This window comes from uncultured Methylibium sp., from assembly GCF_902826655.1.
Taxonomy (GTDB): domain Bacteria; phylum Pseudomonadota; class Gammaproteobacteria; order Burkholderiales; family Burkholderiaceae_C; genus Methylibium.
Map to the genome: position 1 here is coordinate 54,920 of NZ_CADEFR010000012.1, position 12,994 is coordinate 67,913.

Below are 12,994 nucleotides of genomic sequence, written 5' to 3' on the forward strand. Positions count from 1 at the left end.
GGCTCAGTCGTCGGCGAGCCAGCGCTGGCGCCGTGCCCGGCTCGCGTCGTCGGCCCGGGCGTCCAGGCCGAGCGCGACCGCGCCAGGGGCCTTGGCCGCCGGCAGCGTCAGCTCGAGCAGGCGCTGGTCGCGCGCCGCCAGCAGCGGCAGCGGACGCTCGAAGGCGCGCAGCGCGGCCAGGTCGTCGATGCGCCGCAGCCGCCAGCCATCCAGCGCGATCAGCTCGTCGCCGGGCGCGAGCCCGGCCCGCTCGGCCGCACCGCCGCGCAGCACCGCCTGCAACTTGAGCTGGCCGCCGGCATCGCCTAGGCGCGCACCCAGGCGCTGCGCCAGCGTCGGCGCGTCCTCGCTCCAGGCCACGCCGAGCGCGGCCAGCGCGGCCTTGAGCGGCAGCTCGCCGGTGCCGTGCACCCAGGCCGCGATCTCCTTGCGGTACGGGCGCCCGCCGACCTCCTCGAGGGCCGCGGCGATGTCGGCCTCGGCGATCGGGCCGCCGCCGCTGCGCTGCCACAGCGCGCGCATCACGTCGTCGAGCGATCCCCGGCCCTCGGCGCGCAGCGTCAGGTCCAGGGCCAGCGCGACCAGCGAGCCCTTGGTGTAGTAGCTGACCGTGGCGTTGACCGTGTTCTCGTCGGGCCGGTAGTACTTGACCCAGGCATCGAAGCTGGCCTGCGCCACGCTCTGCACCGCGCGACCCGGCGTGCCGAGCACGTTGTTGATGGTCTTGGCCAGCAGCATGAGGTAGCGCGCCTCGTCGATCAGCCCGGCACGGCGCAGCAGCAGGTCGTCGTAGTAGGACGTGAAGCCCTCGAAGAACCACAGCAGCGAGGAGTAGTTCTCCTGCGTGTAGTCGTAGCGCGCGAACTCGCGGGGCTTCAGCCGCTTGACGTTCCAGGTGTGGAAGTACTCGTGGCTGATCAGGCCGAGCAGGGTCACGTAGCCGTCGGCGCCGGGCTTCATGCCGGCGTGCGGCAGGTCGCGGCGGCTGGCGATCAGCGCGGTGCTGGCCCGGTGCTCGAGGCCGCCGTAGCCGTCCTCGGTGGCGTTGAGCAGGAAGACGTAGCGCCCGAACGGCGGCTTCTTGCGACCGTGCCAGAAGGCGATCTGCGTTTCGCAGATGCGCTTGCAGTCGGCCAGCAGGCGCTCGCCGTCGAAGCCGGGCAAGGCCCCGGCGACGACGAAGTCGTGCGGCACGCCCGCCGCCTTGAAGCTGCCGCGCCAGAAGCGTCCCAGTTCGACCGGGTGGTCGACCAGCTCGTCGTAGTCCGCCGCCTGCCAGGCCTTGCCGGCCGTCGGCAGCGCGGTCGCGATCTGCCAGCCGCGCGGCAGCTTGCCGAAGCTCAGCTGCTGCGGGTCCTGCTCGCGCCCATGCACGCGCAGGAAGACGCTGGTGCCATTGAAGAACCCGCGCTGCGTGTCCAGGTAGGCGGCGCGCACCGACGTGTCGAAGGCGTGCACGAGGTAGCTGACGACCAGCGCGCCGCGGCCGCGGCAGCCGGCGACCCAGCTGGCCTTGTCGCGTTGCACCAGCGGAACGGCCCGGCTGCCCTGGCGCGCCTCGAGACCCGACAGGTGACGGGCGAACTCGCGCACCAGGTAGCTGCCGGGGATCCAGACCGGCAGGCTCAGCACCTGCTCGGCGGCCGGTTCGGCGATGGTGAGGGTGACGCGGAACTGATGGGCCGGGGCATCGGCCACGTCGAGGCGGTAGCGAATCATTCGCGGCGTTCAGGGGTTCGCGGAGGCGCCGGCGATTGTGACTGCAGGGGCCGCGCTGCGCCGCCCGGGTCGGGCCGGGAGGCCACGGCCGCCCCTCCCTCGCCGACCCGTCCAGGCAGATCTCGACCTGGATTGCGTCTGTCGAGCATCTCGCCCCGTACATGGGTTCACACCGATGGTTTTGGACCAGTTGTTCTGAAATTCAGAACAGTGCATTCGCATCTTGGTGATTTATCTCTGGATCAGATGAGCCTAAATTTCACTCACCGCAACGGACAACCCTGAAAGGACCCCACCATGAACGCCATCCTCAAGATCTCCGCCGTCGCCCTGACCGCTTCGCTGGTCGGCTTCTCGGCCCAGGCCCAGAGCAATGCCTCGAACGAAGTCTTCGGCGGCATCGACCTCCCGGTCGTGACGCTCAAGGCCCCCAAGGCCACCACGTCGTACGCCGGCGTGACCCGCAGCGAAGTGCAAGCCGAACTGGCGCGTGCCCGCGCTGCCGGCGAACTGGACTTCGCCTACGCGGAAGTCAACGGCAGCCTGCCCCAGCGCGGCAGCGTGACCGCCAGCGACCTGCGCCTGGCTGCCCGCAGCAGCAAGTGAGCGGAGCGGGACGCGCCCGCCGCGGCGCTTTCAGGGAAAAGGGCCCCTCGGGGCCCTTTTTCCATGGCCGGCCGCTCTGCTGATCAGGACTTGCTGCTGGCCGCCAGCTGCTTCTCGAGCTGGGCGGCGTTGAGCATGCCGGGCACCCGCGTGCCGTCCTCGAAGAAGATCGCCGGCGTGCCCTGCACCCGGTGCTTGCGCCCCAGCGCGACATTGCGCTCGATCGGCGACGACTTGCAGGCCCCGAGCAGCTTGGGCGGCTCGACCCCATCGACCATCCAGTTGCGGTAGGCCTGGGTCGGATCCTTGGCGCACCAGATGGCGTTGACCTTCTCCGGCGAATCGCCACCGAGCACCGGGACCAGGAAGGTGTAGACCGTCAGGTCCTTGACGCCGGCGAGCTCGCGCTCGAAACGCTTGCAGTAACCGCAGTTGGGGTCGGAGAAGACGGCGATGCGGCGCGCGCCGGTGCCGGTCTTCCAGACCACGGCGTCCTTCAGCGGCAGCTTGTCGAAGTCGATGCCGTAGAGCTTGTTGAGCCGATCCTGCGTCAGGTTGCGCCGCGTCTTGAGGTCGATGATCTCGCCCTGGACGATGTACTGGCCCTCGGCGTCCGTGTAGTAGAGGTCCTGGTCGAGCTTCACCTCGAACAGGCCCGCGATCGGCGATCGTGCGACCGAGTCGATCTGCGGGAAGCCCCGTTCGGCCAGGCCCTTGCGGATGGCGGCTTCCTGCGGCACCTGGGCCGTTGCGGTGACGGCCAGTGCGGCAGCGATCGCCGCGAGGGCGGAGAACTTGAACTTCATCGGATGTCCTTGCAACGGCAGCAGTGAGTCGATCGGGACGCTTCAGCCTTGCAGCGCATGATGCGCGAGCCAGCGTTTCAGCGCCGGGACATGGTCGACCAGACCGAGTCCGCGGTTGCGAAGTTCCCGCCAGGGCGCGCCCTCGCGTGCGAAAAGCTGCAGCAGCCCGTCGGTGACCTGCCCCATCGCCCAGGTCGGCGCGGCGCGGGCGCGGGTGTAGCGCGCCAGCAGACGTTCGTCGCCCAGCGGTCGCCAGGCCTCGCGCGCGGCGCGCTCGGCCAGCACCGCCGTCAACGTGTCGACATCGGCAAGGCCGAGGTTGAGCCCCTGGCCGGCCAGCGGATGCACCACATGCGCCGCATCGCCCAGCAGGACCCAGCCCGGGCCGTGCCAGCGCGACGCGCGCGCCAGCCGCAGCGGCCAGGACGCGCGCTCGCCGGCCAGGCGCAGCGTGCCGGCGGCACCCTGGCTGGCCGCGTTCAGCGCCGCCTCGAAGCCCGCCGCATCGGCGGCCATCAGCTCGTCGGCGCGCTGCTGCGGCAGCGACCACACGAGGCCGTAGCCCCGGCTGTCGTCGATGTCGAAGGGCAGCAGCGCCAGCACATCGGGCGAACGGAACCACTGCCAGGCCCGACCCAGGTGCGGCCGGTCGCAGTGCAGACGTGCCGCCACGGCGCGCTGGCCGTAGTCGACGCGCTCCACCTCCACACCCAGCGCCTCGCGCTGCGGCGAATCGCGGCCGTCGCACAGCGCCACCAGGTCGGCCGGCACCGCCGCATCGACCCGGCTGACATGCGGCGCGAAGCGCAGCGCGGTCTCCATCTCGCGTTCGAGCGCGGCCGCATCGACGATCCACGCGAGCTCGCGCACCCCCTGCTGCCAGGCGCTGAACTCGAGCGCGCCGCCGGCGTCGCCCGCCACCTGCATGTCGAGCACTGCGGTCGCGACCGGCGGGCGCGCGGCACGCAGCGCGTCCCAGACCTTGAGCTGCTGCAGCAGCGCCACCGAGCGCGCGCTCAGCGCGTAGGTCCGCACGTCGGGGGCGGCAGTCGCCGCGGGCGACTCGCCGCCAGCCAGCGCGACACGCAGGCCCAGGCGCGACAGCGACAGGGCCAGCGCCTGGCCCACCGCGCCGCGCCCATGCACACACACGTCGAAACGATCGCTTGCGAAACGATTCATTGCGGATCATTGTAGGCAGCGCCCTCGGGGCCTTGCGGGCGGCGTCACAATGAAACGGACGTCACTCACGAGAAGCGCCATGCCCCGCTGGCTCCTCCGTTCGCTGATCGCCCTGGCCGTGCTGCTGGGCATCGTCGTCGCCGCGGCGGCGTGGCTGGTCGCGAGCTTCGACCCCAACCGCTACAAGGGCGTGCTGATCGACTGGATGCGCGAGCACAAGTCGCGAACGCTCGCGATCGACGGGCCGATCGCGCTGTCGGTCTTTCCGCGCCTGGAGGTGAGCCTGCGCGACGTGAAGCTGAGCGAGCACAGGAGGCCCGCCGAGTTCGCCTCGTTGAAGGAAGCGACCCTGTCGATCCAGCTGATGCCGCTGCTGACGAGCCGCCAGCTCGCGGTGGGCCGCGTCGCGGCCAACGGCGTGCGCGTCGCCTACGCGCGCGACGCCGACGGCCGCAGCAGCATCGACGACCTGTTGAACCCGGCCCCGGCCGACGCGAAGGCGGACGCACCGGCCGCCGCGGCAGGCGCCGATCTGAAGTTCGACGTCAGCCGCATCGAGCTGAAGGACCTGCAGGCCACGGTCAAGGACGCGAAGACCGGCCTCGACGGCCGCTTCATCGTGCAGGAGCTGTCGACCGGCCGGCTCGCGGATGGCGCCGAGTCGCCGGTGCGCTTCGTCGGCCAGGCGGTGCTGGCCGAGCCGGTGCTCAACGCGCAGATCGAACTCGACGGCAAGCTCAAGCTCGCGCTGCCGGCCGGTGCGCCGGCCAGCGTGGCGCTGTCCGACCTGAAGCTGGCGCTGCGCGGCGAGGGCTTCAAGGTCAAGCAGCTCGACGCCCTGCTCACCGGCGCGCTGGCCTACGACGGCGCGAGCGGCGCGCTGCGCGCCGGCAAGCTCAAGCTGCGGCTGTCGGGCGACCGCCTCGGCATGAGCCTGAAGGACAGCCAGCTGGCGCTGGACAGCCTGCGCTTCGAGCCGAAGGACCGCGCGCTGCGGCTCGAGGCGCTGGCCCTCGAACTGGCGGGCCGCAGCGGCGACGGCGCGATCGCCGCGACGCTGGCCTGGCCCCGGCTCGAGGTGACCGGCGACAAGCTCGAGGGCAGCGCGCTCAAGGGCAGCGCCAGCCTCAAGGGCGTGCAGTCCGTGAAGATCGACTTCGAGTCGCAGGCGCCCAGCGGCAGCTTCGAGCGCATCCGCGTGCCGGGCGTGAAGATCGCGGTCGACGGCAGCGGCGCCGGCCGCACGGTGCGCGGCCAGGCCAGCACCGATCTCGGCCTCGCGCCGCAGCCGCTGGCCGTGGCCCTGGACGCGCTGCAGCTGAAGCTCGCCTTCACCGACCCCTCGTTGCCGCCGATGAACCTGGTGTTGCAGGGCCAGGCCAAGGCCGGCGCCCAGGACGCGAGCTGGGCCATCGACGGCGCGATCAACGAGCAGAAGTTCAACGTCACCGGCCGCGCCGACCTCGCCAAGGCCGTGCCACGCATCGACGCCCAGGCGCGCTTCGCGGCGCTCGACCTGACGCGCTTCGTCGCACCGGCCGGTGCGGCGAAGCCGGCCGCCGGCCAGCCTGCAGCCGCCGACCCGGTGATCGATCTCTCCGGGCTGAAGGCCGTCGACGGCAACTTCAGCCTGCGTGCCGGCAGCCTGGTCTATCCGCCGTATCGCGTGGCCGACGCCGCGCTCGACGCCACGCTGGCCGGCGGCGTGCTGCGCGTGAGCCAGCTCTCGGGCAAGGCCTGGAACGGGCGCTTCAATGCCCAGGCCTCGGCCGATGCCAACGCGCAGCGCCTGGGCTTCAAGCTCGATGCGGCCGACGTCGACATCGCTCAGCTGCTGGACAACGTGGCCCAGTTCAGGAAGCTCGAGGGGACCGGCCGTGTCACGGCCGACGTCACGACACGCGGCGCCAGCGTCGGCCAGTTCAAGCAGCAGCTCGCGGGCAAGGCCGCCTTCCAGCTGCGCGACGGCGCCGTGCGCGGCATCAACCTCGCCAAGGTGCTGCGGCAATGGCGCTCGGCCGTGAGCCTGGACCAGAACGCCGTGCAGGCCGCCAGCGCCGAGGAGAAGACCGACTTCTCCGAGATCTCGGCCAGCTTCGACATCGCCGGCGGCGTCGCGCGCAGCAGCGACCTGTCGGCCAAGAGCCCCTTCCTGCGCGTCGGCGGCGAGGGCCTGGTGGACATCGGCAAGAGCCGCATCGACTACCTGGCCAAGGCCACCGTCACCGGCACCGCCGAGGGCCAGGGCGGCGCGGACCTCGCGGCGCTGAAAGGCGTGACCGTGCCGGTGCGCCTGGTCGGCCCCTTCGAGGCCGTCGGCTACGAGGTGCAATGGACGGCGGTGGCCGCCGCGCTGCTGAGCAACCGCGCCAAGGAAGCGCTGAACGAGCGCACGAAGGGCGTGCTCGGCGGCCTGCTGGGCACGCCGTCCGCGGCCGCCAGCGGCGCCTCGGCACCGGGCACCCCGAAGGAGCAGGCCAAGGACGCCGCGAAGGAAGCCGCCAAGGAGAAGCTGAAGAAATTGCTCGGACGCTAGGCACCAGCGCGTGCCTCGGATCGCGGTACGCGTTGCGCAGCAAGCGACCCGCGGTCACCGCCGGTGCCCGGCGCATCGATCGCGCGTACCCCAGCGACAATCGCCGCATGAGCGATCTCACCGTCACGCTGGCGTCCCTGCACGTCTACCCCATCAAGTCCTGCGCGGGCGTCGCGCTGGACGAGTGCCTGCTGATCGAGACCGGCCTCGAGTTCGACCGCGCCTGGATGGTGGTCGACAGCGAGGGCGAGTTCGTCAGCCAGCGCGAGCTGCCGCGCATGGCACTGGTCAGCTGCACGCTCAGGCACAGCGAGCTGGTGCTGCGCGCACCCGGCATGCTGGCGCTGCACCTCGCGCTCGACACCGTCGAGCAGCCGACCCGCGTGCGCGTCTGGGACGACGCGGTCGCGGCCTATGACATGGGCGACCTCGCGGCGCGCTGGTTCAGCGACTTCCTGCGTCAGGAGCTGCGGCTGGTGCGCTTCGATCCCGAGCAGAAGAGACTGTCGAACCGCGCCTGGACCGGCGCCATCGAGGCCGAGAACGCCTTCAGCGACGGCTACCCGCTGCTGGTGGTCTCCCAGGCCTCGCTGGACGGCCTGAACGAGCGGCTCGCAGCCAAGGGCGTGGCGCCGGCGACGATGCAGCGCTTTCGCCCCAACCTCGTGCTCGCGGGGCTGGACGCGCACGGCGAGGACCATCTCGACGAACTCGCCTTCGACACCGCCGACGGCCCGGTGCGCCTCAAGCTGGTGAAGCCCTGCCCGCGCTGCCCCATCCCCAACATCGATCCGGCCACCGGCGTGCCCGGCACCGAGCCCGGCGACACGCTGCAGGGCTACCGCGCCGACGAGCGCGTCGACGGCGCGATCAGCTTCGGCATGAACGCCGTCATCGTCGAAGGCATCGAGCGCGCGCTGCGCGTCGGGCAGACCGGCCAGGCCAGCATCCGCTTCTGATGGCTGCGGGCGCGTCGACCGCCGGCCGTCATCTGCCCGGGCTGCGCAGCTGGCAGCTGTTCGCCATCTGCGTCGGCATCTGGGGCACGACCTGGCATGCGATCACCTACCAGCTGGACGGCACGCCGCCCGAGCTGGGCGTGACGCTGCGTTTCGGCCTGGCCGGCGCGGTGGTGCTGGCGTGGTGTGCGTGGCGCGGCACGTCGCTGCAATTCGGCTTGCGGCAGCACGCGCTGTTCGCTCTGCAGGGCGTGTTCCTGTACTCGCTCAGCTATGTCTGCGTCTATCACGCCGAGCAGCACGTGCCCTCGGGCCTGGTGGCGGTCGGCTACTCCGCCAGCCCGCTGATCAACGGCCTGGCCGCCCGGGCGCTGTGGGGCGTGCCGGTGACGCGACGTTTCGTGGCCGGTGGCCTGTGCGGCGTGGCCGGCGTCGCGCTGATCTTCGCGCCCGAGTTCGGCCGCGCCTCGGTCGGCAACGCGGTGGCGCTCGGCGCGCTGTTCACCGTCGGCTCGGTCCTGCTGTCCTCGATCGGCGGGCTGACCGCCAGCCGCAACCGCGCGCAGGGCCTGCCGCTGTGGCCGGCGCTGGGCTTCGGCATGCTGTACAGCGGCGTCAGCTCGGCGCTCGTGCTGGGCCTGACGGTCGCTGCCGGCGGCACGGCGCTCGCGCTGCCGACCGCGGCGAGCTGGTGGGCAGCGCTGCTCTACCTGTCGCTCGCGGGGTCGGTGCTGGCCTTCGCCTGCTGGCTGGCGCTGCAGGACCGGGTCGGGCCCGGCCCGTCGTCGGCGGTCGGCGTCGCGGCGCCGGTGCTGGCGATCATCGTGTCGGTGGCGCTCGAGGGCTATCGGCCCGGCTGGCTCACGCTGGCCGGCGTCGCGTTCGCGGTGCTGGGCAACGTCTGGATGCTGGTCCCGCGGAGGCCCTGATCAGGGCCGGCGCTCCGGCAACGGGATGCGCTCGGTCTCGCCCGGCACCTGCCCCAGGCGATCGGCGGCCCAGTCGTCGCCCGCCTGCAGCAGGCGGTCCTTGCGCGAGGACACGAAGTTCCACCACAGGAAGCGGTGGCCGAGCGGCGTGCCACCGATCAGCACCACGCGGGCGGCAGCGTCCGCGGCGACGAGGCGTGCGACCGCGCCTTCGGGCAGCACCGCCATCGTGCGCGGCTCGACGCGCTCGCTCACGCCGTCGATGCGGACCTCGAAGGCCGCGTCGATGCCGTACAGCGCGCGCTCCTGGGCGTCGGCCGTCGTCGGCAAGGCCGTGGCAGCACCCGCTTCGAGTGCGTAGTCGACATAGAGCGTGGGCGACAGCGTGCCCACCGGCGAGCGCAGGCCATGCGCCGCGCCGATCAGCACGCGCGTCGTGACGCCGGCCTCGACGCGCTGCGGAATGCGCGCCGCGGCCGTGTGCTCGAAGCGCGGCTCGGCCTCCTCGTGCTCGGCCGGCAGCGCCGCCCAGAGCTGCAGGCCGTGGCTGCGGCGTTCGACGCCGCGCAGGTCGTCGGGCGTGCGCTCCGAGTGGACGATGCCGCGCCCGGCCGTCATCCAGTTGATCGCTCCCGGCTCGATGCGCTGCGAGATGCCGGTCGAGTCGCGATGCTGCATCGCGCCCTCGAACAGGTAGGTCACGGTGGCCAGGCCGATGTGCGGGTGCGGACGGACGTCGTGGTTGTCTTCGGGCCCGGCGGTGATGGGACCGAAGTGGTCGAAGAACAGGAAGGGGCCGACGGCTTGCCGCGCTGCCGAGGGCAGGAGCCTGCGGACCTGGAAGCCGCCGCCGAGGTCCTTGGTGTGGGGTTGGAGTGTCTGGAGCGCCATGGGGCTAGTTTGGCGCCTTTGCCTTGCTTCCGCTGGCCGCGGGATGCTGCGCCGGTCTCGCCCGCCGGGCGAGACCCGGCGCGCTGCATCCCCATGCTCAACCCTCACCCCACGGCAACATCAAGGTCGTCAGCAGCAGCCGCTCGAACTCGGGCGCGAACCCCGCGATGATGTTCTCGGGGTCCGGGCACAGGGTCGAGTCGGTGATGAGTCCGAACTGCACGCCGCCGCCGTAGGACAGGATCGACAGGCCCATGCCGATGTCGCCCGACTGCGGCACCCAGAACATGGTCTGGCGCAGGGTCGAGCCGCAGAACTTGAGCGGCTCCTTCGGGCCCGGCACGTTGGTCATCACCGCGGTGGCCTTCTTCGCGAACAGGTTCAGCAGCGCGTGCTGCACCGGCTTGATCAGCAGACCTGCCACCGCCAGCACGCCGAAGGCCAGTACCGGCTGGTAGCTGCCCTTGAGCTCGTTCATGCGGCGCTTCACCGCGTAGACGCGCTGCACCGGGTTGGCGATGCCGATCGGCAGCACCAGCGGCACCAGGCCGAAGCGGTTGCCGAGCTGATGGGCCTTCTCGATCGGCCGCAGGTTCACCGGCACCATCGCGCGGATCTCCTGGCCTGCCGTGTCGTCGCCCTTGCCGCGCAGGTAGGCGCCGATCGCACCGGCCGCGCAGGCCAGCAGCACATCGTTGATCGACGCGCCCAGCGCTTTGCCCACGGCGCGCACGTCGTCCAGCGGGATCGGCTCGCACCAGGCCACGCGCTTGGCCGTGCCGGGCTTGCCTTTCAGGCGCGTCGGCGAGTCGTCGTCCATCAGCGCCATCGCCGCGACGTCCTTGATCACCTGCGCGCCGGTCAGCGCGAGATCGACCGAGCCGAACAGCTCCTGCGGCTTGGACAGTGCCTCCATCGACTTCGTGACGCCGCTGCCGTAGAGACCGATCGCCTTGATCGCGACGTCGGTGATGGGCTTGAGGACGGCATCGCTGAGCCAGTCCTTCTCGTCGTCGGACCGCTGCGCGCGCTCGGGCGGCGGCTTGCCGCCGTCGGTGATCGACAGCATCACCGAGATCAGCGCGATGCCGTCGGCGATGCAGTGGTGGATGCGGGCGATCATCGCGCTGCCCTTGCGGCCTTCGACGTCGGGGTAGTCCTCGATCAGGTGCAGTTGCCACAGCGGGTAGGCCGGGTCGAGCGGCGTCGCCGCCAGTTCGGCGGCGCGCGCCTCGAGCGCCTCGCGGTGGCTCTGGCCGCGCCGCGGCTTCAGCGTCTCTCGCAGCACGTGGCGCTGCAGGTCGAAGCCGCGGTCCGTGACCCAGGCCGCGCCCATGGTGTCCTCGACCACCTTCTGGCGAAAGCGCTTGTACTTGAGCAGCCGCTCTTCGACGCGCTGACACAGCGCCTCGTGCGACACCCCGGGTTCGAGCAACCACACGCCGATGATCATCATCAGGTTGGACGGCGTGTCCATGCGCAGCCAGGCGGTGTCGACGCGCGACATGCGCTCGCCCTGGGTGGCGGGGACAAGGGCGGTGGCCATCGATGGTCTCCTCGGGTTTGCTCTTGTGGGTCGCTCGTGGTGTGGCCGCACGATGCTCGGTAACATCGACAGCGTCAATCCGATTTTCACCACCACCCAGCCTGGGAGCGTCCGTCATGGCCGATCTGAAAGCCGCCTTCGAGAAAGCCGTCGCCGAGTCCAAGTCCCTGCCCGAGAAGCCGGACAACATGACCCTGCTGAAGATCTACGCGCTGTACAAGCAGGCGACCACGGGCGATGTCGACGGCAAGCGGCCCGGTTTCACCGACATGGTCGGCCGCGCCAAGTGGGACGCCTGGAACGAGGTGAAGGGCAAGGACGACAAGTCGGCGATGCAGGACTACATCGACCTCATCGAAAGCCTCAAATAGGCCGCTAGCCCTTCTTGCCGCCTTTCTTGGCGGCCGCGGCCCTGGGCTTCTTGCCCTCGGCCGCCAGCAGGGCGTCGAGGTTCTTCTCGATCTCGCCCTGGATGGTCTTGGAGAACGCGCCCAGCAGGATGCCGAGCCGGGCCTTCAGATCGAAGTCGTCGTCCGTGACGCGCAGCGTGCCGTTGACGCCACTGCGCGTGAAGTGCACGACATCCTCGTCGTCGCCCTCCTCGACCGTGCACTCCATGTCGAACTTGGCTTCGACTTCCTCGGCCCATTTCCACGCGATCTCTCGCGCGCGCTTGAGTCCCAGCTGGTGGCGGCGTTGCAGGGCGATGTCGGGCATGTTCTGCGTCCTCGTTCTAGTCGGCCGAGGCTGTCGGCGTGGCCGCCAGTGTGGCGCGCCGCTCGTCCTTGGGCAAGGCGGCGAGCCGCGCAACTTCGGCATAGAAGCGCGGGAAGTCGCGGCCCTGCGCGGCGAACAGCGCCTCGAAGGCCGGCACGAGGGCGTTGTAGGCGGCCTGCACGCCGAGGCTGGCGTTGTTGGCGTTGGCGAACCAGGCGTCGTAGCCGCTGTAACCGGCCCAGGGGCCGTCCTTCAGGCGCTGGTGCTCGGCCCGCAACTCGACCAGCAGTTGCTGCTTGCCGGCTCGCTTGTCGGCCTCGGTGCCGGGGCCGCGGTAGAGCGCGTCGAACTTCTGGCGCGCCGCCAGCGTCAGCGCGCGGAACTCGCGGCGGCGCGCATCGAAGCGCGCGTACTCGTCGCGGGCCGCGGGCGCGGCCTCGCGCTCCAGCCAGCGCGTGCCACCGAGGCGCTCGACCGCGGTGGCGAAGCTCTCGTTGAACTCGGTGTCGTCCTTCGCGTACGCGACCTGGTGCGCCAGCTCGTGGAAGATCAGGCGCGCGAGCTCGCCCTCGGGGTAGCGGATGAAGGTGCTGAGCAGCGGGTCCGCGAAGAAGTCGAACGGCAGCTTGCCCAGGGTGGAGTAGGCCGGCACGCCGTAGACGCTGACCTCGAGTCCCTGCGCCTTCAGTTCGGTCGCGTGGGAGTCGGCGTCGGTGCGGTCGAAGTAGCCGCGGTAGCCCACGCAGCCGACGACCGGAAAGCACCAGGTCTTCAGCTGCAGCGACAGCTCGGGCGCGGCGACGACGTTCCAGACCACGGCCGGGCGTTTCAGGTCGGCGTAGCGGCGGTAGCTGGCGTTGTCGGGCAGCGCGAGTTCGCGCACCGCGAAGTCGCGCATCCGCTGCGTCAGCAGCAGGCGCTCGCGCAGCTCGGCCGGCGTGGCAGCGTCGGCCAGCCAGGTCTCGACCGGCCGCGCCGCGCGCATCACACCCAGGTGGCCTGCGACCGACTGCGACAGGTAGCCGATCTGCGCGCAGCCGCTCCCGACGAGCGCCAGCGTCGCAACGACCAGGGCGACCAGCGAGGCTCGACGCAGCACTCGA

At 71.1% G+C, this 12,994-nt stretch carries 12 protein-coding genes; 5 read left to right on the top strand and 7 right to left on the bottom strand.

Going from position 1 to position 12,994, the window contains the following annotated elements:
• Positions 1-3 precede the first annotated feature (3 nt).
• Entirely contained in the window at positions 4-1,719 is a 1,716-nt protein-coding gene (locus QZV97_RS07660; RefSeq protein ID WP_295640805.1) for a PDZ domain-containing protein, read from the bottom strand.
• 297 nt (positions 1,720-2,016) lie between these two features.
• Between QZV97_RS07660 and QZV97_RS07665 the strand changes: the two genes are divergently transcribed.
• On the top strand, positions 2,017-2,325 hold the full coding sequence (locus QZV97_RS07665; protein WP_295640808.1) for a DUF4148 domain-containing protein: 309 nt from the start codon (positions 2,017-2,019) through the stop codon (positions 2,323-2,325).
• A gap of 83 nt (positions 2,326-2,408) precedes the next feature.
• Here the strand turns inward: QZV97_RS07665 and QZV97_RS07670 are convergent, their stop codons facing one another.
• Together QZV97_RS07670 and QZV97_RS07675 are read right to left on the bottom strand one after the other, a co-directional pair.
• Positions 2,409-3,131: a DsbC family protein gene (locus QZV97_RS07670; protein ID WP_295640810.1), complete on the bottom strand. Its 723-nt coding sequence runs from the start codon at positions 3,129-3,131 to the stop codon at positions 2,409-2,411.
• 42 nt (positions 3,132-3,173) lie between these two features.
• Positions 3,174-4,313: an FAD-dependent monooxygenase gene (locus QZV97_RS07675; RefSeq protein WP_295640812.1), complete on the bottom strand. Its 1,140-nt coding sequence runs from the start codon at positions 4,311-4,313 to the stop codon at positions 3,174-3,176.
• A 79-nt stretch (positions 4,314-4,392) separates the two neighbouring features.
• Between QZV97_RS07675 and QZV97_RS07680 the strand changes: the two genes are divergently transcribed.
• From QZV97_RS07680 to QZV97_RS07690, 3 genes are all read left to right on the top strand, one after another.
• Positions 4,393-6,849 (top strand): AsmA family protein, encoded by a 2,457-nt coding sequence (locus QZV97_RS07680; protein ID WP_295640814.1) that lies wholly within the window; start codon positions 4,393-4,395, stop codon positions 6,847-6,849.
• 107 nt (positions 6,850-6,956) lie between these two features.
• Entirely contained in the window at positions 6,957-7,808 is an 852-nt protein-coding gene (locus QZV97_RS07685) for an MOSC N-terminal beta barrel domain-containing protein (RefSeq protein ID WP_295640816.1), read from the top strand.
• Positions 7,808-8,737: an EamA family transporter gene (locus tag QZV97_RS07690; protein ID WP_295640818.1), complete on the top strand. Its 930-nt coding sequence runs from the start codon at positions 7,808-7,810 to the stop codon at positions 8,735-8,737. The genes QZV97_RS07685 and QZV97_RS07690 overlap by 1 nt, the downstream gene beginning before the upstream one ends.
• On the opposite strand, the gene QZV97_RS07695 is transcribed toward QZV97_RS07690, so the two are convergent.
• Positions 8,738-9,628 carry a pirin family protein gene (locus QZV97_RS07695; protein WP_295640821.1) on the bottom strand — a complete coding sequence of 297 codons (891 nt, stop codon included), beginning with the start codon at positions 9,626-9,628 and terminating at the stop codon, positions 8,738-8,740.
• 97 nt (positions 9,629-9,725) lie between these two features.
• Complete coding sequence (locus tag QZV97_RS07700; protein ID WP_295640823.1) at positions 9,726-11,174, bottom strand: wax ester/triacylglycerol synthase family O-acyltransferase; 1,449 nt, start codon at positions 11,172-11,174, stop codon at positions 9,726-9,728.
• A gap of 116 nt (positions 11,175-11,290) precedes the next feature.
• On the opposite strand from QZV97_RS07700, the gene QZV97_RS07705 reads away from it, so the two are divergent.
• Complete coding sequence (locus QZV97_RS07705) at positions 11,291-11,545, top strand: acyl-CoA-binding protein (protein ID WP_295640825.1); 255 nt, start codon at positions 11,291-11,293, stop codon at positions 11,543-11,545.
• Between the two features lie 4 nt (positions 11,546-11,549).
• Here QZV97_RS07705 and QZV97_RS07710 read toward each other — a convergent pair whose 3' ends face one another.
• Positions 11,550-11,891, bottom strand: coding sequence for a polyhydroxyalkanoic acid system family protein (locus QZV97_RS07710; protein WP_295640828.1), 342 nt, complete (start codon positions 11,889-11,891; stop codon positions 11,550-11,552).
• Positions 11,892-11,907: 16 nt separating this feature from the next.
• The gene (locus tag QZV97_RS07715) at positions 11,908-12,990 is read right to left on the bottom strand and encodes an aminopeptidase (protein WP_295640830.1); all 1,083 of its coding nucleotides are present in this window, start codon (positions 12,988-12,990) and stop codon (positions 11,908-11,910) included.
• Positions 12,991-12,994 lie beyond the last annotated feature (4 nt).